17 protein-coding genes and 1 tRNA gene are annotated in these 21470 nt (G+C 50.0%); 3 read left to right on the top strand and 15 right to left on the bottom strand.

What is annotated here, in order from left to right:
* Positions 1 to 76: 76 nt before the first annotated feature.
* Entirely contained in the window at positions 77 to 1414 is a 1338-nt protein-coding gene (gene mgtE, locus K0036_RS09285) for a magnesium transporter (protein ID WP_025643531.1), read from the bottom strand.
* A gap of 197 nt (positions 1415 to 1611) precedes the next feature.
* Between mgtE and K0036_RS09280 the strand changes: the two genes are divergently transcribed.
* Complete coding sequence (locus K0036_RS09280) at positions 1612 to 2895, top strand: nucleotidyltransferase (RefSeq protein ID WP_025643532.1); 1284 nt, start codon at positions 1612 to 1614, stop codon at positions 2893 to 2895.
* A gap of 76 nt (positions 2896 to 2971) precedes the next feature.
* On the opposite strand, the gene K0036_RS09275 is transcribed toward K0036_RS09280, so the two are convergent.
* The 7 genes from K0036_RS09275 to K0036_RS09245 form a co-directional block, all read right to left on the bottom strand.
* Entirely contained in the window at positions 2972 to 3826 is an 855-nt protein-coding gene (locus K0036_RS09275; protein ID WP_025643533.1) for a DegV family protein, read from the bottom strand.
* Positions 3827 to 3839: 13 nt separating this feature from the next.
* Positions 3840 to 5204 carry a PFL family protein gene (locus tag K0036_RS09270; protein ID WP_025643534.1) on the bottom strand — a complete coding sequence of 455 codons (1365 nt, stop codon included), beginning with the start codon at positions 5202 to 5204 and terminating at the stop codon, positions 3840 to 3842.
* A gap of 32 nt (positions 5205 to 5236) precedes the next feature.
* Entirely contained in the window at positions 5237 to 5509 is a 273-nt protein-coding gene (locus tag K0036_RS09265) for an ACT domain-containing protein (RefSeq protein WP_025643535.1), read from the bottom strand.
* A 28-nt stretch (positions 5510 to 5537) separates the two neighbouring features.
* Positions 5538 to 6335 (bottom strand): MBL fold metallo-hydrolase, encoded by a 798-nt coding sequence (locus K0036_RS09260; protein ID WP_220431235.1) that lies wholly within the window; start codon positions 6333 to 6335, stop codon positions 5538 to 5540.
* 21 nt (positions 6336 to 6356) lie between these two features.
* A complete protein-coding gene (coaE, locus tag K0036_RS09255; RefSeq protein ID WP_025643537.1) occupies positions 6357 to 6947 on the bottom strand; it encodes a dephospho-CoA kinase in 591 nt (196 codons plus the stop codon).
* Between the two features lie 12 nt (positions 6948 to 6959).
* A complete protein-coding gene (gene polA, locus K0036_RS09250; protein ID WP_220431234.1) occupies positions 6960 to 9575 on the bottom strand; it encodes a DNA polymerase I in 2616 nt (871 codons plus the stop codon).
* Positions 9576 to 9650: 75 nt separating this feature from the next.
* A complete protein-coding gene (locus K0036_RS09245; RefSeq protein ID WP_220431233.1) occupies positions 9651 to 10760 on the bottom strand; it encodes an aldo/keto reductase in 1110 nt (369 codons plus the stop codon).
* 186 nt (positions 10761 to 10946) lie between these two features.
* Between K0036_RS09245 and K0036_RS09240 the strand changes: the two genes are divergently transcribed.
* A tRNA-Leu gene (locus K0036_RS09240) sits at positions 10947 to 11029 on the top strand.
* A 266-nt stretch (positions 11030 to 11295) separates the two neighbouring features.
* Here K0036_RS09240 and K0036_RS09235 read toward each other — a convergent pair.
* The 7 genes from K0036_RS09235 to K0036_RS09205 all read right to left on the bottom strand — a co-directional run bounded on the left by K0036_RS09235 (position 11296) and on the right by K0036_RS09205 (position 16916).
* Positions 11296 to 11934, bottom strand: a complete 639-nt coding sequence (locus K0036_RS09235) for a hypothetical protein (RefSeq protein WP_220431232.1) — start codon at positions 11932 to 11934, stop codon at positions 11296 to 11298.
* A gap of 44 nt (positions 11935 to 11978) precedes the next feature.
* Positions 11979 to 13253 (bottom strand): diaminopimelate decarboxylase, encoded by a 1275-nt coding sequence (locus K0036_RS09230; RefSeq protein WP_025643541.1) that lies wholly within the window; start codon positions 13251 to 13253, stop codon positions 11979 to 11981.
* Positions 13250 to 13936, bottom strand: coding sequence for a TrmB family transcriptional regulator (locus tag K0036_RS09225; protein WP_220431294.1), 687 nt, complete (start codon positions 13934 to 13936; stop codon positions 13250 to 13252). Before K0036_RS09225 ends, K0036_RS09230 begins: the two co-directional genes overlap by 4 nt.
* 238 nt (positions 13937 to 14174) lie before the next feature.
* On the bottom strand, positions 14175 to 14330 hold the full coding sequence (locus K0036_RS09220; protein WP_220431231.1) for a hypothetical protein: 156 nt from the start codon (positions 14328 to 14330) through the stop codon (positions 14175 to 14177).
* Positions 14331 to 14334: 4 nt separating this feature from the next.
* Complete coding sequence (locus tag K0036_RS09215; protein WP_220431230.1) at positions 14335 to 14583, bottom strand: hypothetical protein; 249 nt, start codon at positions 14581 to 14583, stop codon at positions 14335 to 14337.
* Positions 14584 to 14596: 13 nt separating this feature from the next.
* Positions 14597 to 16033 carry a pyruvate kinase gene (pyk, locus tag K0036_RS09210; RefSeq protein ID WP_025643543.1) on the bottom strand — a complete coding sequence of 479 codons (1437 nt, stop codon included), beginning with the start codon at positions 16031 to 16033 and terminating at the stop codon, positions 14597 to 14599.
* Between the two features lie 25 nt (positions 16034 to 16058).
* The gene (locus tag K0036_RS09205; protein WP_220431229.1) at positions 16059 to 16916 is read right to left on the bottom strand and encodes a hypothetical protein; all 858 of its coding nucleotides are present in this window, start codon (positions 16914 to 16916) and stop codon (positions 16059 to 16061) included.
* A gap of 281 nt (positions 16917 to 17197) precedes the next feature.
* Between K0036_RS09205 and K0036_RS09200 the strand changes: the two genes are divergently transcribed.
* Entirely contained in the window at positions 17198 to 21454 is a 4257-nt protein-coding gene (locus tag K0036_RS09200) for a 2-hydroxyacyl-CoA dehydratase (RefSeq protein WP_220431228.1), read from the top strand.
* Positions 21455 to 21470 lie beyond the last annotated feature (16 nt).

The raw sequence follows: 21470 nt of genomic DNA, 5'->3' as shown, positions 1-21470 counted from the left end.
TTCTATTATAATACAAAGAGACCATGCAAACAAGGTCTCTTTGTAGAATCTTCTGTCTATTTTTGCATACAATCTCCTACAGGGCAAATGCCGTGCTGACAATGGCAAAGTATACGCTGATGGTACTGATGTCTACCAGGGTAGAAATCAGCGGCGTAGCCATGATGGCAGGATCCAGTCCCACTTTCTTTGCCAGAAGAGGCAGGGTACAGCCTACCACCTTGGCGATCACTACCGTGCATGCCATGGTAAGCCCGATGGTAAATGCCATCATTGCATCCCCTTGTCCCATCAGCAGGATCCGAAGACCGTTAACCACCGAAAGGATCAGGCTGATGCACACCGCGATGCGAACTTCCTTCCAGATGACTTTGAACAGATCCTTAAACTCGATCTCGCCTACCGCCAGCCCCCGGATGACCAGCGTGGAACTCTGGGAGCCGCAATTGCCTCCAGTACCGGTAAGCATAGGAATGAATCCCGCCAGCTGCGGCATGACCGCAAGGGCCGCCTCATAACTGTTCATGATCATCTGCGTCACCGTGGCAGACAGCATCAAGAACAGAAGCCAGGGAATACGGCTCTTCACATGTTCCAATACCGTCGTGCCAAAGTAAGTCTCCTCATTGGGATTGACACCGGCCATGATGCTGATATCTTCCGTCGTCTCTTCCTGCAGGACAACCATGGCATCGTCAACGGTTACGATTCCCACCATGCACATCTCATGGTCCACGATAGGAAGCGCGATCAGGCCGTACTTGGTGATGGTCCTTGCCACGTCTTCCTGATCATCCGTCGTATGCGCATACAGCATATTCGTGTCCATGATCTCTTCCACCGTCTTGGATTCGCTGGTAGTAAGAAGTTCCTTTACGTCTACCTGGCCGATCAGCTTGCGCTTCTCCGTGACATAGCAGGTATAGATGGTCTCTTTGTTGATACCGACCTGGCGGATCTTCAGGATGGACTCTGCAACCGTCATCTCTTTTCTCAGCGCGATATAGTCTACGTTCATCACGCTTCCCGCGCTGTCCTCCGGATACTGGAGCAGCTGGTTGATCTGGACTCTTGTCTCCTCATCCGTGGCCATCAGAAGCCTGTCCACCACATTGGCCGGCATCTCCTCCAGAACGTCTACCGTATCGTCTAAGTACATCTCTTCCATGACTTCTTCCAGTTCGGAATCCGTCAGTGCATTGATCAGCAGCTCGCGCATATCGCTGTTCATATACGTAAATGTCTCTGCCGCCTCTTCCTTGGCCAGAAGCCTGAATACCATAACCAGATGCTTCTGGTCAAAATTCTCCAGGATGTCAGCCAGGTCAATGGGATACATATTATTTTCGAGTTCTTCCTTTAAATCCTTATACTGGCGCTCTTCCAGCATCTCCAGTATCCGTTCTTCCGTCAGTTCCTCCCGTTCTTCCAGATAGTCCGTTTCTGCAAGATCCGGCATAATCTTTGATTCTTCGACAGAATCTTCAACCTTTTGACGGTCGGCCTTCCAATCCTCACTCATCTATGCATCCCCTCCTCTCCTGTCATTCATTGCATCCCCAATCTTTCTATAGTATAATCAATTTCAAAAGGATATACAAGGAGATTCTCATGAAAATAGTAGGATTGATCACGGAATACAACCCATTTCACAATGGACACCTGTACCATATTCAAAAAGCAAAAGAGATATCCGGGGCGGATGCGGCAGTCGTTGTTATGAGCGGCAACTACGTGCAGCGGGGCGCTCCGGCCATTATGCCCAAGCATCTAAGAGCGGAGGTAGCCCTCGAAGCCGGCGTGCCCGTCGTCATGGAACTTCCTGTATGCTACGCTTCCGGAAGCGCCGAATATTTTGCCGCGGGCGCCATCTCCCTGTTTGAGCAGCTGGGATGCATAGACTCCATCTGTTTTGGCAGCGAATGCGGAGACTACAAAGTTCTGGAAAGGATTGCCCGCGTGACTGCCGACGAGCCGGAGGAATATAAGTTCTCCCTTCAGGAGGCGTTAAGAAAGGGCATCTCCTTTCCACGGGCAAGACAGATGGCCTTAAAGGCTTATTTAAAGGATGATTCCCTGGATGTGATTCTGGAACAGCCCAATAACATTCTGGGCATTGAGTACATTAAGGCGCTCTACAAGAAAAAAAGCAGCATCAAGACTTATACCATCAAACGCATGGTATCCGGCTACCACGATGAGGAACTGACCGGCAGCTACAGTTCCGCGTCCGCCATCCGCAAGTTGCTGGCCTATGCCAGCAGTTCCATCCATCTGGAGGAGGAAGGCATGTTTGACGAGCCCGCCATGTCCGAGGTGCTGACCCGGCTGGAAGGCCAGGTGCCTCCGTCCTGTATCCGTCTTCTGGAAGAGATGCACCGTACCCGATATCCAATCTACTCCAATGACTTTTCACTTCTTCTAAAGTACAAGCTGCTGACCGAGACCAGCGATACTCTGGTCAAGTACAAGGATGTGACCGAGGATCTGGCTAACCGGATCATGAACCATGCCAATGATTTCATCACGTTTGACCAGTTCTGCGATCTTCTCAAGACCCGGGATATGACCTACACCCGCATCAGCCGCAGCCTGTTTCATATCCTGCTTGATATCACCAATGAAGACATGCTCTCCTATCAGGAGGAAGGCTACTGTCAGTATGCACGCATTCTGGGATTCCGCAAGGATGCCGGCCAGATCCTCTCCTGCCTGAAGAACAGTTCCTCCGTGCCGATCATCACCAAATTGACCCAGACGGAAGACTTAACCCCGGCAGGGCTAAATATGCTAAGCAAGGACATCTTTGCCTCCAATCTCTATGAAAGCATCATTACGAACAAGTTCAAGCTGCCTTTCATCAATGAATATCAGCATCAGATCGTGAGAATCTAGACGTGTTTCCTGGACAGAAAGGCAGGCGCCAGAAAAAGATTACTCTTTTTTTGGCGCCTGCCTTTTTTATGCTTCTCTATTCAATTACCCGGCTGCAGGCTACTGCCATTGCCCCACTGCCGATGTGGCAGGCTACGCTCAAGGACAGCCTGTCCAGCTGTATCTCATAGCCCGGGAATCTCTTCTCAATCTCAGACTTCCATGCCAGCGCCTCTTCATCCGAGCAGGTATAGGCTGCTTCCAGATGTACCTTTTTCCCGGCAAAACGTCCGTTGATATCCTTTTCCATTGCATCCAGCATCGTCTTTTTTGCCGCTTTCCATCCTCGCACTTTGGCAAAAGAGTCCAGTTTCTCTCCCTGGATCTGGAGCACCGGCTTAATATTAAGCACCGTTCCAAGCGCTGCCGCGGCAGGCGTTATTCTGCCGCCTTTCTTCAGATATTTCAGCGTATCCACGGTAATATAGATGCTGGCTTCCAGCCGTTCGCGCATCAGAGTCTCCTCGATCTGCGCTGCACTCAGACCCCTTGAAGCCATTTCAATCGCGTCCAGAACAGACTGTCTCTGGGTGACCGATATCCTCTGGTTATCAATTACATGGACCTTTCCGTCAAACTCCTGGGCAAGAGCCATTGCTGTCTCGCAGGAACTGCTCAGGCCGCTGGACATCGGGATATGGATCACTTCATCATAACTTTCCAGTAATTCCTCCCATAATTCCATGACATCTGCAGGCGCAGGCTGCGAAGTAGATATATCCGCATCTTCCGCCAGCCTCTCATAGAACTCTTCCTGGCTCAAAGTGATATCCTCATAATAGAGTTCCCCATTGATATAGAACGGCATCGGAATCACCTGGATCCCCAGCTCCTTCGCTTCATTCTGGGTAATACCGCTATTGCTGTCCGTGACAACTGCTATTGTTCCCATCCAAACATCCTCTCTAATTCTTAAAACTGTGAATCGGCGCAGGGATTCTTCCCTGCCTGTTTACAAAGGCGCTGCAATCATACTCATTCACCGGCATGATTGGGGCATAGCCCAGCAGGCCGCCGAATTCAGCCGTCTCTCCTACGTCTTTGCCAATAACCGGAATCAGGCGGACTGCCGTCGTCTTCTGATTCACCATGCCGATTGCCATCTCATCGGCGATAATTCCGGATATTGTAGTTGCTTTTGTCTTTCCAGGTATGGCGATCATGTCAAGTCCTACGGAACAGACGCAGGTCATCGCCTCCAGTTTTTCCATGGTAAGGGCTCCCATCTTCACCGCGTCGATCATTCCCTTGTCTTCGCTGACCGGGATGAATGCGCCGCTTAAGCCTCCCACATAGGAAGACGCCATGACGCCGCCCTTCTTTACCTGGTCATTGAGCATGGCAAGAGCCGCGGTAGTCCCAGGCGCCCCTACGCGCTCCAGCCCGATCTCTTCCAATATCTCGGCCACGCTGTCCCCAACAGCCGGCGTAGGCGCCAGAGACAGATCCACAATTCCAAAAGGAATCCCCAGCCGTTTGGACGCTTCGCCTGCCACCAGCTGTCCGACCCTTGTAACCTTGAACGCCGTCTTCTTTATCGTCTCGCATAATTTTTCAAATCCCTTGCCGCGCACCTGCTCTATGGCGTGCTTAACGACTCCCGGACCGCTGACTCCTACGTTGATGACAGCGTCTCCTTCCGTAACTCCAAGGAACGCTCCTGCCATGAACGGATTGTCATCCGGCGCATTGCAGAAGACCACCAATTTGGCACATCCCAGGGAATCCATCTCCTTCGTCGCTTCGGCGGTGGCTTTCACAATCTCTCCGCTTAAGCGTACCGCGTCCATGTTGATGCCCGTCCTGGTAGAGCCCACATTGATGGAACTGCACACCCGCTCCGTGCACGCCAGCGCTTCCGGAATGGAACGGATCAGCATCTCATCGCTTTTGGTCATAGACTTTGACACCAGCGCGGAATATCCCCCGATAAAGTTGACGCCTACTTCCTTGGCCGCGGCATCCAGAGTCTTCGCCACCTTTACATAGTCTTCCTGCTTCTTGCAGGCCGCCCCTCCGATCAGCGCGATAGGGGTAATGGAAATTCGTTTATTTACAATCGGAATTCCGAACTCTCTTTCAATCTCTTCGCCGGTTGACACCAAGTTCTTTGCCACCGTCGTAATCTTATGGTAAATATTTTCATTGAGTTTCTCAAGATCCGCATCAATACAGTCCAGCAGGCTGATGCCAAGGGTAATCGTCCTTACATCAAGGTTCTCCTGCTCGATCATCTGGTTCGTCTCATATACTTCATATCTGTTTATCATAGTTTGCATGCCCTGGCCTTTCTTAAGTAGTCTTATAATCTGTGCATCTTTTCAAATATCTCTTCCCTCTGGCAGTGAATCGTCACTCCTATGGTAAGGCCCAGGTCTTCCAGTTCCTTCGCAACCGTCGCAATCTCTTTGCTGGATTTGGTAACATCTACGATCGCCATCATGTTAAAATATCCGTCGACGATCGTCTGGGATATATCCAGTACATTAATATTCGTCTCCGCCAGATATGTACAAACCTTGGCAATAATTCCCACCGTATCTTTTCCTACAACCGTAATCACGCATTTCTTCATTGTCTTATCCTCCTACTGTGCCATGTCGCTATAATGTTATAATCTCTGATACCATATCCCTCTTTGCTACCATCATAGGGATATCTTCGCCTTTATATGGGTTGTCGCCGATGCTGACCTCCAGCTTGACCGTCTCGTAGGCCAGTTCTTCGTAATTATTCTCCTTACTCAGATGGCCCAGCACCACATATTGAAGGTTGTCATGCAGTATATCACAAAGAAGCCTTCCTGACAATTCATTTGACAAATGTCCTTTATCTCCTGCCACTCTCCTTTTAAGAGGATAGGGATAGGGACCTACTTCAAGCATGTGGATATCGTGGTTTGCCTCCAGGACTACCGCATTCAGATCCTTCAGATGCTCTACCGTGTATTCGTCGTATTTCCCCAGGTCTGTCGCTACCGCCACGGATTTCGTCTCATTCTCGATCCGGTATCCGGAAGGCTCCTTAGCGTCATGGGAGATCGCAAAAGGCCGTATGCTCATGCCTCCAAGTGAAAATGTCTCATCCACCGGGACATCATGCAGCAGTCCTTCCGGCATCTTCCCCAGGCTTGTGCAGCATCGGATTCCTTCAATCGTCCCCCGGGTGGCATAGATGGGTATCCCGTACTTCCTGCTGAATACCCCCAGCCCCTGGATATGATCCACATGCTCATGGGTGATCAGAATGCCGTTCAGTTCTTCTCCCTTAATTCCTAATGTATGTAATCCCTGCTCAATTCTCTTCTTGCTGATTCCTGTATCCACCAGCAGATGAGTATCGTCATCTCCTACGTAGATGCAGTTTCCGCTGCTTCCACTGGCAATACTGCATAATCTCATAATCTGTCTATTCTGCCTTTCTTATAAATCTGCTACAATCTGATCCAGCTGCATCTTCGTCTCCTCAAAGACGCCGTTGTTGTCGATGACCCTGTCGCAATGCTTCAGGAATACATCCTTTGGCAGCTGGGCGGCAATGATGTCGTCCACTTTCCGGGCATCATAGCCTCTTGCGTAGATCAGCCGCTTTTTACGAATCTCGTCTTCCACATAGACATACCACAGTTCATCGCAGATCTCTTCATAGTTATCTTCAATCAAAAGCGCTGCCTCCACGATGAACAGATTCGTATTCTTCCGCTCCTCTTTGGCTATCTTCCTGCGGATCTCTTCCTTCACCGCAGGATGGATAATGCCATTGAGCACGGATAATTCTTCTTTCTTCGAAAATACGATTTCTGCCAGCCTTTCTCTGTCAAGCTCGCCCTTCTCATCCAGGATATCCGTCCCGAAATGCTCCACAATGGCCTCAAAGCATGGGGTTCCCTTTTTCTGGAGTTTCTTCCCCACTTGATCCGCCTGACAGATGGTTGCTCCGTATTTGTTATTGAGGTACTCCAGTATCTGCGTCTTTCCTGCCCCTACTCCGCCAGTAATTCCAATAATCTTCATAAGTCTACACCTCTACTTTGCTTCGTACCAGTTATCTCCTGTATGCATGTCTATCTCCAGCGGCACATCCAAAGATGCTGCCTGCTCCATCTCTTCTTTCAGTATCTTCTTTACCTGGTCAAGTTCCGGCTTGTACGCCTCCACCAGAAGTTCGTCATGAACCTGCAGCACCAGCCTGGACTTCATCTTCTGCTCCTTAAGCCGCCTGCCCACTCCTATCATCGCAATCTTGATAATATCCGCCGCTGTTCCCTGGATGGGCGCATTCATAGCAACCCTCTCGCCGAAGGAACGCTGCATGTAATTGCTGGAAGACAGTTCCGGAACCGGGCGCCTGCGCCCGAACAGGGTTACCACATACCCCATCTCTTTTGCATGCTTCACCGTATCATCCAGGAATATCTTGATGCCCGGATAGGTGGTGAAATAGTCTTCTATATACTTGGATGCCTCTTTCCTGGTGATGCTCAAATCCTGGCTCAGCCCGAACGAGCTGATGCCATAGACGATTCCAAAATTGACTGCCTTAGCATTGCGCCGCTGCTGGTCGGTAACCTCGTCAAACGGAATGTGGAACACCTGGGACGCCGTAATCCTGTGGATGTCCTTCTTCTCCTTGTAGGCATCGATCAAATGGCTGTCCCCGGAACAATGGGCCAGCACGCGCAGCTCAATCTGAGAATAATCCGCGTCTACGAAGACGAATCCGTCTTCCGGGATGAATACCTTGCGAATCAGTCTTCCCAGTTCCACACGGATCGGAATATTCTGCAAGTTCGGCTCCGTACTGCTCAGTCTTCCGGTTGCCGTGATCGTCTGGTTGAACTTGCTGTGGATCCGTCCGTCTTCCTGGATATAGCCTGCAAGCCCGTCCGCATAGGTGGACTTCAGTTTTGTATACTGCCTGTACTCCAGGATCTTTGCGATGATCGGGTAATCCGGCGCTAGTTTCTCCAGCACGTCCGCCGCCGTAGAATAGCCTGTTTTCGTCTTCTTGCCCCCTGGAATCTTCATGTTCTCAAAAAGGACCACGCCCAGCTGCTTCGGAGAATTGATGTTGAAGGTTTCTCCTGCTTCCTCATAAATATCCTTCTCCAATTCCACGATCTTGGCACCCAGCTGGTCACCGTAATACTTAAGCGCCTCAGCCTCAACCTTCACGCCGTTTACTTCCATGTCATAAAGGGTAAATACCAGCGGCATCTCGATATCCATAAACAGCCTGTCCATCAGGCATTCCTTCAGTCTCTTCCACAGAATCCCGGATGCGGCATACGCCGTATAGGCTTCATAGCATGCCTTCGTCCAGGCATCCAGCTTATCTTCTATAATCAGGTTCAGCTGTTCCCTTGCAACATCCTCATAGGTATAATTACTTTTCAGAGGATTCAGAAGGTACGCTGCCACCGTCACGTCAAAACAGTTATCCTGGCGGGCAATGCGGATATGCTCCAGAGCCTCCTTGATGTCAAACATGGCAAAGCGCCCTGCGTCTTTTGCTACGCCCTCCAGCTGCTCCAGAAGCCAGGATACTTCAATCCCCTGGCCCGCGCGAATGCAGTAGACATCCTTTTTAGAAAAGCAGAGTCCAATGCCGTCAATCCCGGCCTGCCCTGCGAAAAGCGGAAGCACATTCTGGGTATCCTTGAATATGCACGCGCCTATCTCATCGGCTCCTTTTGCAGCCGCGAATATGGCTTCCGCCTCTTTTCTATCCTTAACTTCCCGAAACGCATCCTCCACCTGGTTGGATGGCGCGGTCACGTCAAAACGCTGCAGCAGATTCTTAAACTGAAGTTTCTGGAAGTAAGCATAGGCCTCTTCCGTGTAGATATTCCCAAGTTTTGCCTCATCCAGCTCATATGGAAAATCCGCGTCCACATTGATCGTAGCCAGCCTCTTACTCATGACCGCCATATCCCAGTGCTCTTTTAATGCTTTGGACGCCCTGGGCGGCTTTACCTCGTCCACATGGGCATGCGCCTCTTCGATTGAATGATACTCCGTGATGATCTTTGTCGCCGTCTTCTCCCCAATGCTTGGCACTCCTGGTATATTGTCGGAGGCATCGCCCATAAGCGCCTTCAGGTCGATAAACTCTGTGGGAGTTACCTGATAGCGTTCCTTGACATCCTGGGCATAATAGTCCTCCACTTCCGTACGGCCCTGCTTCGTCTTGGGAATGCGGATCTTCACCTGCTCTGTCGCCAGCTGCAGCAGATCCCGGTCTCCGGAGATGACGGACACTTCCATTCCCTTCTGCGCGCATCGCTTGGACAAGGTTCCGATCAGGTCATCTGCCTCCAGCCCCGCCTGCTCGATGATCCGAATGCCCATCGCCTTTAACACTTCCTTGATCACCGGCACCTGCTGGCGCAGTTCATCGGCCATAGGCTTTCTCGTCCCTTTGTATTCCTCATACATCTCATGGCGGAACGTAGGCGCATGTACATCAAAAGCAACCGTCAGATACTCCGGCTTTTCTTCTTCTAATATCTTGAACATAATCGTCAGAAAGCCGTAAATGGCATTCGTATGAAGCCCGTCTGCATTGGTCAGATCCGGGAGCCCGTAGAACGCGCGGTTCAGGATGCTATGTCCATCTATCAAAACAATCTTACTATTCATATCAGATTCTCCACCTATTTTAAAATTACCATATTACTATACACCATATCCTTCGTTTTTAAAAGGAGTTTATTTCTACATGCCGGCAATCTCTTTCAGCCGTTCGATGATTGGCAGATGCTGGGTGCACTGTCCTTCGCACTTTCCGCAGGCAATGCATTCTGCCGCCTTTTCCTTTGGAATGTCCCAATGATTGTCAAGCCTCGCCAGGATTGCCTTGTCATTCCCGGTCAGTATCTTCTGGTTATAGGCATCCATGTATTTGGGAATGGGGATTTCCTTCGGGCAGCCCTTGCAATAGGCGCAGCCTGTGCACAGGTCATTTAGCGCCACTCCCTTGCCTTCATATTCCCTGGCGATCTCTTTTGACGGCATCTCTTCCAGATGTTCCACCGCTTTTACCGCATCGTCAATATGCTCCTTCGTGGTACACCCTGCCAGAGTCACCGTGATCTCTTTATGGGACGCCACAAAACGAAGCGCCGCCTGGGGAACCGTCAAATCTGTCCCTTCCGTCAGATAGCGGAAGGCGTCCGGGTTGGCGGGAATCATTCCACCTCCCAGCGGATTCATGACGACCACTCCCATGCCTTTATTGTAAGCCGCCTCGATCCCGCTCTGGCGGAAACGATAGTTCAGCGCATTGTATCCTATCAGCATTCCCTTAAACTTGCCGGAATCTACCACTTTCTCTATCTCATTTCCCTGCATATGGGAAGAAAATACGATATTCCTGATCAGTCCGTCCTTCTTGGCTTCTTCAAAAAAGCCGTACAAGGCGTCCATGTGCTTTTCCCAGGATTCCAGGCTGAGCATGCACCACATATGATAAAAGTCAATATAGTCGGTTTTAAGCCTCTCAAGAGAAAGTTCCAGCCGCCTGCGGAAATCCTCCTTTGTCGGATGGTCTCCTACATCCAGTGTGCCCAGATTTGTCTTCGATGTTACATATACATCGCTTCTTTTTATCTGGGATAGTGCGATCCCAGTGACAATCTCGCTCTTATCGTGGCAATAGTTCGGAGCCGTATCCCAATAGTTGATCCCTTTTTCAAAGGCATAAAGAGGAATCTCGGCGCATTTTTCAAGCCTCCCTGCTTTGATATCCTCCTCGTCATACCGCATGGTCCCAAGACCGATCGCCGACACTTTTAATCCTGTATTTCCATATTGCCTGTAATACATCTCTTCCTCCCATCCCGGAGCAGCACGCTCTCCGAGTCTCTCTTTCTTCTGCACTTCGTGCAAATCCGTTATATTATACCATAAACGGCTGAAATTTTGAATAAAATTTCCAGACAAAAGGATTGACAACCCTTCCTTTTGAGGTTATAATTTATCATGTTGCTGCCGGAGATAACGGCGGTACAGGCGGATGTGGCGGAATGGCAGACGCACAAGACTCAAAATCTTGCGGGGGCGACCTCGTGTGGGTTCAAGTCCCACCATCCGCATTCTGGCGAAGCGCTAGATCTCTTTTATAAGAAGAGATCTAGCGCTTTTTTGTTCTTAATTCTGTAAAATTGATGGTTTAGAAACATGCTATATGAAATTATTTCCATATATTTCCACTTTATAGTCCATGATTTTTGAGTTATGTTAATAGGCAAGGGAGTATTTAAAAAACCGCAATTCCAATCTGTGAAATTGCGGTTTTTCTATTCGAGTCCGTTTAGCATCCCCATGGCGCACAAGCCAAAGGCCGGCATTTATCATGCAATTACAAATTGTCAGCAGGGAACAAGGCATTATCCAGCTTGGTCAGTTCATCCTGCGGAATGTAGTATACTCCGTCAGAGTCAGGCTTTACGTGAACGGTTACGCTCTCCTTCTCTCCGAAAGTCGGACTTTTCACCCTCTCTGCCATAATGTCGTACATCCTTTGATAGAAGAGTTCATTAATCTGTTCTTCTGAGGGTATCTCTTCCATATTCCTGACTTCTTCCGTAACCTTTGCGGTCACTTCATCCTGAATGCCGTCAAATCCTGTGAAAGGCTCTACCGTTATTTCGATGGCATAGGCATCGTCATCGGCCTCTTTTGCCTCTCCCACCTCATATTTTGCCTGTTTCACCATATCGACGAACATCTGCCTGTAATTGGCCGACAGTTCTTCGGAAAGACCCAGGTCATTAAGCCCAGACTCCTTCATGGTCGTGTCGATGTTCTCCTCATACAGTTCTTTTGCCTCTTTCTCAGAGGACTTGGTCCATTCTACATAGTCTTTGAACTCCCCCTTATAGTTGGCGTCCAAGACTGACTTGGCATAGGACTGAGCGTCCTCTGCGCTCATCCCGCACCCGCCCAGCACCATCATCGCAAGGATGACCAGCGCCGCAAGCAATCCCTTCTTCCTCATCTCTTTTTCCTCCTTTACCTGATTCATTCAATATAATTCTGAAATTATTCTGCCAGCAGTTTCTTTCCGACATCAAAGCAGTCAAACGTCGCAAAATAATCTGCCGGCGTTTCCGCCCTCCGGATCAGCTGCACGGTGCCATCCTCCTTAAGAAGAAGTTCCGCTGATTTTAATTTGCCGTTATAATTATATCCCATGGAGAATCCATGAGCGCCTGTATCGTGAATGACCAGCAGGTCTCCCTTGTCAATCTTCGGAAGCATTCGGTCTATCGCGAATTTATCATTGTTCTCGCACAGCGAGCCTGCAATATCATACTTATGGTCGCAGGGAATCTTTTCCTTGCCCATTACCGTGATATGGTGATAAGCTCCATACATGGCCGGACGCATCAGGTTCACCGCGCATGCGTCTACGCCTATATATTCCTTGTGGGTATGCTTCTCATGGATGGCTTTGGTTACAAGGCAGCCATAAGGCCCCATCATGAAACGTCCCAGTTCCGTATAGATTGCCACGTCTCCCATGCCGGCCGGCGTAAGGACTTCCTCATATACCCTGCGCACGCCGTCGCCGATCATGCGGATATCATTGGGCTCCTGGTCCGGCGTATAGGGAATCCCGATCCCTCCGGAGAGGTTGATAAACTTGATATGTACGCCAGTCTCTCTCTGAAGCCTGACTGCCAGTTCAAACAGAATCTTCGCAAGCATCGGATAATAATCATTGGTAACCGTATTGCTGGCAAGGAAGGCATGGATTCCGAATTCCTTTGCCCCCTTCTCCTTCAATATTTTAAATGACTCAAATAATTGCTCCGTGGTCATGCCATACTTGGAGTCTCCCGGATTGTCCATGATGTCATTACTGATCTTGAACAGGCCGCCGGGGTTATAACGGCAGCTGATGGTTTCTGGAATATGGCCGATGGTCTGTTCCAGGAAGTCGATATGGGTGATATCATCCAGGTTGATGATCGCTCCCAGCTTCTCCGCATAGGCAAACTCTTCCGCAGGCGTATCATTCGAAGAAAACATGATGTCCTCGCCCGTCACTCCAATGGCCTCTGAAAGCATCAGTTCCGTATAGGAGGAACAGTCGCAGCCACAGCCATATTCCTTCAGAATATTGATTAGAAATGGATTGGGAGTCGCCTTTACGGCAAAGTATTCCTTGTATCCCTTGTTCCATGAAAACGCTTCCTTCAGCGCCTTCATATTTCTTCGAAGCCCTTTCTCATCGTAGAGATGGAATGGCGTCGGATATTCTTTTACAATCTCTTCCAGCTGTTCTTTGGTTACAAATGGCTCCTTCTTCATACGTTCTTATTCTCCTCTCGTATTGACAGTAATTTTATCTCATTCGATAGCGCGGTCTTGTATAATTCAACGAAGTTCTTCTGGCCGGAATACAGGCATGTATTCATGCTCCCCTCCCCATACTCGCCGGTAAGGACATACTTGGAGTCTGCGATGATGCCGATCTGCATGCCTCTGTTTTCTCCTACATAAACCTTGGCATTCTCAAAAGTCGCAGGCTGATCCGTAATGATCACTACTTTCTTCTTGCTCTCCATCAACTCTTCCAGTTCCCGTACCAGCAGAAGCAGATAGTTCCGGGTACAAGTAATATAGACTCTCTTCTCTACCTGGGACAGCAGGTTGCGCATCTTGTCCAGAATATGATTTGCGCCCTCTATCGTTATGTATCCTTCCAAATGAGTCTTTTCCGTTGGCTCATGGGATACCAGCCATTTTTTAGACTCCTCCAGCCTCCGTATCCGGTTCTTGCAGAATTCCTCCAAGGGCACCGGCACATATTTGCGCGTGGTTCCCTCTTCTACCAGATAGGATGCGCCTTTCTCCGTCATATTCGCCAATGAATTATATGCATTGGATCTTGATATGCCCGTCAGTTTGGCCACCTCATACCCTGTAACCTTGCCCTCGCCAAGCAGGCACTGATATATGCTGGCTTCCTGCCGGGTAAGTCCAAATTCCATCAAATATTCTACAAATGATATTTTTTCCACCTGATCACCTCGCCTTTCTTCTGTAGTAGTTCTCTATGGGAACACTATAATATATAGAAAGACGGCTGTCAATATGTTTTGAATCTTTTTGGTTGTCGTATGCGTGTCGGGAGGGGGAGGGATTCTTGCGACGCTACTGGGGCTGCGACTAATGCACTGATCTGTAAGGCTGTAGGAGAGTCGCCGATCGCGGCTCCTCTCCTACGGCCTAACATCTCAGGCATGGATTCTCCGCCCCATCCGCTTCCCTCCAGAATCCCTCCCTCTCCCGACACGCTCCCGGCAATTCGTTGGCAATTCTGCCCCGGTTATTGGCTCGAATCATATAATAATAAAAACCAGTACCCAGGGGAGACTGTAACATCGTCTCATTCTTCCTTTGTACTGGCTTCTTTTCTTTTATTTTCCATGACTTCCACCCCAAACTTCGAACGGCTTACCCAAACGCAGGCACTCCACGTAAGAATTGCCAACGAATTGCCGGAGACGTAAGCCTGGTGGAGAGGAGCCGCAATCGGCGACTCTTCATCAGGCTTACGACTCCGTGCAAGAGATGCAGGCGCCAAAGCGTCGCAGGAATCATCCTCCTGCCCTCGCCGGCGGCGCCACAACTTCATAATTCAATTCTCCTTAATCCACTACCGCAATCCGCATTATATTGCTGACGCTGGTCTTCTGGGCCTGTACGTTCGGGGAAGGGATCCCTGCCGTCAGCACGATGATATCCCCGGATTCCGCGATCTGCTTGGCACATACCAGTTCGATGGCTCCGTTGCAGATATCTTCCGTGGTGCTGAATTCTATGGATTTTAATGGCCTTACGCCCCAATAGATCTGCATTCTTCTCAAAGTCGCCTCATTTGGCGTCACGCCAATGATCTCGGTCCTCGGCTTGAACTTTGATACCACTCTTGCCGTCGCGCCGGATACGGATGGCGTAATAATGCATTTTGCACCAAGGTTATTGGCCGTGGTGACCGTTGCATGTCCCAAAGCGCTTGACGTGCTCTTCATCCGATGTTCTTCTGCTTTTTTGAGCAGCGTTTCATAGTCCAGATGTTCCTCGGTATTCTCTACGATATGCACCATCATCTGGAGAGCTTCCACTGGATATTTTCCCTGGGCCGTCTCGCCGGACAGCATCACCGCGTCCGTACCGTCGTATACGGCGTTGGCAACGTCGGTAACCTCCGCCCTGGTAGGGCGTGGATTACGGATCATGGAATCCAGCATCTGGGTTGCCGTGATGACCGGCTTATAATTATCATTACATTTCTGGATCATCATCTTCTGCAGATAGGGCACTTCCTCCGCCGGAATCTCTACGCCCAGGTCTCCACGGGCAACCATGATTCCATCCGCGCAGCGGATGATCTCATCGATGTTCTTAATTCCTTCCGCATTCTCAATCTTAGCGATGATCGGAATATATGGCGCGCCGCACTCCCGAAGAAATGCCTTGATCTCCAGGATGCACTCTGCATTGCGGACAAAGGATGCCGCGATAAAGTCGATCTCCTGTTCTACGCCAAAGCGAATATCCTCTCTGTCCTTATCGGTAATGGCAGGCAGGCGCACCGGCACATTTGGCACATTGACACCTTTACGCTCCCCGAGTTCTCCTCCATTGATTACGGTACAGACGATCTCCTTGCCTTTCTTTTCCTTTACTTTCAGGCCAATCAGGCCATCATCCACCAGGATCGTGCTTCCAACCTGCACGTCCTCAACCAGGCCTGCGTAAGTAATAGACACTTTGCTCTCGTCGCCTACAATATCCTCTGTCGTCAATGTAAAGAGGTTACCGGCCTGCAGGTTGATCTTCTTCCCATCTTTTAATATCCCTGTACGGATCTCCGGCCCCTTGGTATCCAGAAGGATCGCCACCGGCTTGTTTTCTTCCTCCCGGATCTTCTTTAGCATATCCATCCGGGCTTTCTGCTCCTCGTGATCTCCGTGAGAAAAATTAAATCTTGCAATATCCATTCCATTCTGAACCAGCGCCCGCATCAGTCCTGCATCGTTGGTATTTGGTCCCATGGTACATATAATCTTCGTTTTCTTCATATTCTTTTGCTTCCCTCTCTCATTTCTATTTTACATGTGTATGTGTGAACAGATGATCCTGGCAATACTCATAGTTGCCGTTACATTTCGAGCAGTAACGGAACTCCAGGCTCGGATCATCCAGTTCTGTCCTTCCACAGACAGCGCATTTATGTTTTGCCCCATTCTCATATACGTGCGTGGGACGCTGCGCCCGCTCCACCTTCTTCTTGTATTCTCTTTTCCGCTTCATCTCTTTAGGAGAATAAGGATTCGTATTCCTTGCGCTCATAAAGAAGAGCAGGACATTTATCACGGATACTGCGGCAGCCAGCGCCGCGTTCGCGCTCCCTCCGTTTCCGAACGGCAGGAAGTAGCTGACAATCGCATAGCCAAAGTAGATGGCGTCAATCCAGGCAATCCATTTCCCTTTGATCGGGATGGCAAAATACAGCATAAACTGTGCTTCCGGAAATAATGCGGCGAATAAAAAAAACATGGACATAATAATATACTGTGAATCCATAACCACCGGCATGCCGGTCAATACATATACTACGACTGCCGCAATCGCGTGAAGCAGGATGCCCTGGATCACGAATACATTGAATCGGAACGTTCCAAGCACTGCCTCCAGCTGCTGGCCGATCAGATAATCTACATACAGCAGCAATGCGCACAGGAATATATTGGTTGAGGGAGGAAACGCTAAAAATGTTATAATCCTCCATATCTGTCCATGCATGATCGCAACAGGATCAAGGCAAAGGTATTGAAAATATATCATTGGGTTCAGCATGACAATTACATATCCCAAAGCATACAGTATGACAATATAGTTGATGAGATTCGGAATCGCGAATCTTCCAATCTTTTTTTCCAGTTTATTCAGCCAATTATTCATAAATTCTACTCCCTGCTTTCTTCGTTTCACACTGTAGTCATTCTACCGTTTTGAGGTTTGTTTGTCAATTCTACCATGGAAGTTTAACAGGTTTTTTATATTTCTATCACATTTGCGAATTGTCATTTCAAATATTTTGTCGTATAATGTTACAAGTTGTAAACCAAGAAAACACATATTAATAAGAAGATACCCTTCCTCTTCCCGAGGCCGCAGTTTTAAAAATACGGGCATGTACGGACAATGGTGGGATATACATTTGTAATAAGGAGTTACATATTATGAGCCAGAAAGAATTATATACATTAGGAATTGATATCGGCTCCACCACGGTAAAAATCGCCTTGGTGGATGAGAATAACGATATCGCCTTTTCCGATTATGAAAGGCATTTTGCGAATATTCAGGAGACTCTTTCCGATCTGCTTGGAAGAGCCATCTTCAAGCTGGGCGCAGTCCACGCTTCTCCTGTGATTACCGGCTCCGGCGGACTTACGCTGGCCAAGCATCTTGGCGTTCCATTCGTACAGGAAGTGATCGCAGTATCTACGGCCCTGCAGCACTATGCGCCTCAGACCGACGTGGCCATCGAGCTGGGCGGCGAGGATGCCAAGATCATTTATTTTGAAGGCGGAAATGTGGAACAGCGTATGAACGGCGTATGTGCCGGCGGTACGGGCTCTTTTATCGACCAGATGGCCTCCCTTCTTCAGACGGACGCCTCCGGCCTTAACGAATATGCCAAGAACTACAAGGCATTGTACTCGATTGCCGCAAGATGCGGAGTATTTGCCAAATCAGACATACAGCCTCTGATCAATGAAGGGGCTTCCAAGGAGGATCTGGCCGCTTCCATCTTCCAGGCTGTCGTTAATCAGACGATCAGCGGACTTGCCTGCGGCAAGCCAATCCGGGGACACGTAGCGTTTCTTGGAGGGCCGCTTCATTTCCTGTCTGAACTTAAGGAGTCCTTCGTACGTACGCTTAAACTGGATGACGAGCACGCCATCGTGCCTGTCAACTCGCATCTGTTTGCGGCGATCGGATCTGCTATGAACTCGAAAAAGGATCTGGATGTCTCTCTCCAGGAGATGCAGAACCGGCTGGAAGGCAAGATCAAGATGGAGTTCGAGGTAGACCGCATGGAGCCCTTATTCTCCAGCGAGGCAGATTATAAGGAATTTGCCGAGCGCCATGCGAAGCATCAGGTTCCGGTTAAGGATCTGGACACCTATACAGGCAAGGCCTTCCTTGGGATTGATGCCGGCTCCACCACCACCAAGGCCGCCCTGGTAGGCGAGGACGGCACCTTGCTGTATTCCTTCTACCACAATAACGAGGGAGACCCGCTGGGCACGACGATCCACGCGATCAAAGACATTTACAGCAAGCTGCCCGAGGGCGTCGAGATCGTCCACTCCTGCTCTACCGGATACGGCGAGGCCCTGATCAAGGCCGCCCTCCTGCTGGATGAAGGCGAGGTAGAGACGGTATCCCATTACTATGCCGCCTCCTTTTTCGAGCCGGATGTAGACTGCATCCTGGACATTGGCGGTCAGGATATGAAATGTATCAAGATTAAGAACCAGACGGTAGACAATGTCCTGCTAAACGAGGCATGCTCTTCCGGCTGCGGCTCATTTATAGAGACCTTTGCCAAATCCCTCAACTACACGGTGGAGGACTTTGCCCATGAGGCGTTATTCGCCAAGAATCCGATCGACCTTGGCACCCGCTGTACCGTTTTTATGAATTCCAAGGTAAAGCAGGCCCAGAAAGAAGGCGCGGAAGTATCCGATATTTCCGCCGGACTTGCCTACTCGGTCATCAAGAACGCGCTATTCAAGGTGATCAAGGTATCCGACGCCAGCGAACTTGGAAATCACATTGTCGTACAGGGCGGCACCTTCTATAACAATGCCGTGCTGCGAAGTTTTGAAAAGATTGCAGGCTGCCACGCCATCCGTCCGGATATTGCGGGCATTATGGGCGCTTTCGGGGCCGCTCTCATAGCCAGGGAACGGTACATAGACTGCGAAGGCACGACCATGCTGTCCATCGAGGACATCGAGGCCCTAGAGTACTCCACCACTATGACCAAGTGCAGGGGCTGCACCAACAACTGCCGTCTGACCATCAACCATTTCAGCGGCGGGCGCAAGTTCATCACGGGCAACCGCTGCGAGCGGGGGCTTGGCAAGGAGAAGGCACAGAACAAGCTTCCCAACCTGTTTGAATATAAGCTGAAACGCTACTTTGATTACCAGCCTCTCGGCGAAGAGAAGGCAAAACGCGGCGTGATTGGAATCCCACGGGTCCTGAATATGTATGAGAACTACCCGTTCTGGTTTACCTTCTTTACGACTCTGGGCTTTCGCGTGGTTCTTTCTCCTTCTTCTACCAAGAAGGTATATGAACTGGGAATCGAATCCATCCCCAGCGAGTCCGAGTGCTACCCTGCCAAGCTGGCTCACGGCCATGTGCAGTGGCTGATCGATCAGGGCATCCGGCACATCTTCTACCCCAGCGTTCCTTATGAGCGCAACGAGTTCGAGGATGCCAACAACCATTATAACTGCCCGATCGTTACCTCCTACCCGGAGAATATCAAGAATAACATTGATGCCATTGTAAATGGGGACGTAGATTTCATCCATCCGTTCCTCTCGCTCTTAAATGAAGAGACTATCGCCTACCGGCTGGTGGAAGAATTATCTTCCAAGTTCTCGATTTCCGAAGGAGAGATCAAGTCTGCCGTGCATGCGGCATGGGAAGAACTGGCAGCCTGTCGCCAGGATATGCGCAGCAAGGGCGAGGAAACCATCCAGTATCTGAATGAGACCGGCAACCGGGGCATCGTCCTGGCCGGACGCCCTTATCATATTGACCCGGAGGTAAATCACGGGATTCCGGAATTGATCAACTCTTATGACATCGCAGTGCTTACAGAAGATTCCGTCTCCCACTTGAATCCGGTGGAGCGGCCGCTCAACGTCATGGACCAGTGGATGTACCATTCCCGCCTGTACGCTGCCGCGAACTATGTGAAGACGACCGATAATCTGGATCTGATCCAGCTGAATTCCTTCGGATGCGGCCTGGATGCCGTAACAACCGACCAGGTGGCTTCCATCCTGAATGAATCGGATAAGATCTATACATCGCTGAAAATCGACGAGGTAAATAATCTGGGCGCGGCCAGAATCCGTGTCCGCTCTCTTCTCGCCGCTATCCGGGTAAGAGAACAGAGAAACGATAAGCGCAAGATACAGTCTGCCGCCATCACCAAGGTTCCGTTTACCAAGGAGATGCGCAAAGACTATACCATCCTGTGCCCGCAGATGTCGCCCATCCACTTCGATCTGCTGGAGGTTGCCTTCCAGGCATCCGGCTATCATGTGGAAGTCCTTCCAAACGACAATAAGCAGGCGGTAGATATGGGGCTTAAATATGTGAATAATGATGCCTGCTACCCATCTCTGATGGTCGTCGGCCAGATCATGGAGGCCATCCTGTCCGGCAAATATAACACCGATAAGCTTGCCGTCATTATCAGCCAGACGGGCGGCGGATGCCGTGCTTCCAACTATATCGGCTTTATCCGCCGGGCGCTTAAAAAGGCCGGATTCGGGCACATTCCGGTGATCTCCATCAACCTAAGCGGCCTGGAAGGCAACCCAGGATTCAAGATTACGCCTTCCCTGGCCCTGCGTGGAATCTATGCGGCGATCTTCGGAGACATCTTCATGAAATGCGTCTACCGGTTGCGGCCTTACGAGGCAGTGCCTGGTTCTGCCAATGCTATGCACGAAAAGTGGAAGGGCGTCTGCAAGGAGTACCTCTCCCAAGGCTATCCTTCCAGGAGGAGGTTCAAGCAATTATGCCGGGAGATTATCGAGGACTTCGACAATAACCTGGAACTGCTGGATGTGAAGAAGCCGCGGGTAGGCGTGGTAGGCGAGATTCTGGTGAAGTTCCTTCCCTCCGCCAATAATCATCTGGTGGATCTGCTGGAGAGCGAGGGGGCCGAGGCCGTGGTGCCTGATCTTCTGGACTTCCTGCTCTACTGCTTCTACAACCAGAACTTCAAAGTGTCCCACCTGGGCATGAAGAAGTCCAAGGCGACCATGGGGAATCTTGGCATCAAGGCGTTAGAATGGTTCCGGGCGCCTGCCACAGAAGCGTTTAAGAAGAGCCGGCATTTTGATCCACCGGCAAAGATTGACGAACTTGGCAAGATGGCTTCCGAGATCGTATCTCTTGGCAACCAGACCGGAGAGGGCTGGTTCTTAACCGGAGAGATGCTGGAACTGATCCACAGCGGCGCCGCGAACATCGTATGTACCCAGCCGTTTGCCTGCCTGCCCAACCATGTGGTAGGAAAGGGCGTGATCAAAGAACTCCGGAGACGCCATCCGAACTCCAACGTGGTGGCTATCGACTTTGATCCAGGGGCAAGCGAAGTAAACCAGCTGAACAGGATCAAGCTGATGCTGTCCACTGCCAATAAGAATATGGAAGCAAGCCAGAATTCATAATCTGGCTCCTTATCAG

Origin of the sequence: [Clostridium] scindens (genome assembly GCF_019597925.1) — a bacterium.
GTDB lineage: Bacteria > Bacillota > Clostridia > Lachnospirales > Lachnospiraceae > Clostridium_AP.
Note: the sequence above shows the minus strand (reverse complement) of the source record. Positions and strands in the feature narration are given on the sequence as shown.

What these genes read in the sequence shown, in the direction of transcription:
- K0036_RS09280 (WP_025643532.1), top strand. Translation starts at nt 1,612, where the DNA reads ATGAAAATAGTAGGATTGATCACGGAATACAACCCATTTCACAATGGA.
- K0036_RS09225 (WP_220431294.1), bottom strand. Translation starts at nt 13,936, where the DNA reads ATGGAATTTGGACTTACCCGGCAGGAAGCCAGCATATATCAGTGCCTG.
- K0036_RS09260 (WP_220431235.1), bottom strand. Translation starts at nt 6,335, where the DNA reads ATGAGATTATGCAGTATTGCCAGTGGAAGCAGCGGAAACTGCATCTAC.
- K0036_RS09230 (WP_025643541.1), bottom strand. Translation starts at nt 13,253, where the DNA reads ATGAAGAAGGAGCCATTTGTAACCAAAGAACAGCTGGAAGAGATTGTA.
- coaE (WP_025643537.1), bottom strand. Translation starts at nt 6,947, where the DNA reads ATGAAGATTATTGGAATTACTGGCGGAGTAGGGGCAGGAAAGACGCAG.
- K0036_RS09200 (WP_220431228.1), top strand. Translation starts at nt 17,198, where the DNA reads ATGAGCCAGAAAGAATTATATACATTAGGAATTGATATCGGCTCCACC.
- polA (WP_220431234.1), bottom strand. Translation starts at nt 9,575, where the DNA reads ATGAATAGTAAGATTGTTTTGATAGATGGACATAGCATCCTGAACCGC.
- K0036_RS09205 (WP_220431229.1), bottom strand. Translation starts at nt 16,916, where the DNA reads ATGAATAATTGGCTGAATAAACTGGAAAAAAAGATTGGAAGATTCGCG.
- K0036_RS09235 (WP_220431232.1), bottom strand. Translation starts at nt 11,934, where the DNA reads ATGAGGAAGAAGGGATTGCTTGCGGCGCTGGTCATCCTTGCGATGATG.
- K0036_RS09215 (WP_220431230.1), bottom strand. Translation starts at nt 14,583, where the DNA reads ATGAAGTTGTGGCGCCGCCGGCGAGGGCAGGAGGATGATTCCTGCGAC.
- K0036_RS09220 (WP_220431231.1), bottom strand. Translation starts at nt 14,330, where the DNA reads ATGTTACAGTCTCCCCTGGGTACTGGTTTTTATTATTATATGATTCGA.
- K0036_RS09270 (WP_025643534.1), bottom strand. Translation starts at nt 5,204, where the DNA reads ATGATAAACAGATATGAAGTATATGAGACGAACCAGATGATCGAGCAG.
- K0036_RS09275 (WP_025643533.1), bottom strand. Translation starts at nt 3,826, where the DNA reads ATGGGAACAATAGCAGTTGTCACGGACAGCAATAGCGGTATTACCCAG.
- K0036_RS09265 (WP_025643535.1), bottom strand. Translation starts at nt 5,509, where the DNA reads ATGAAGAAATGCGTGATTACGGTTGTAGGAAAAGATACGGTGGGAATT.
- K0036_RS09245 (WP_220431233.1), bottom strand. Translation starts at nt 10,760, where the DNA reads ATGTATTACAGGCAATATGGAAATACAGGATTAAAAGTGTCGGCGATC.
- pyk (WP_025643543.1), bottom strand. Translation starts at nt 16,033, where the DNA reads ATGAAGAAAACGAAGATTATATGTACCATGGGACCAAATACCAACGAT.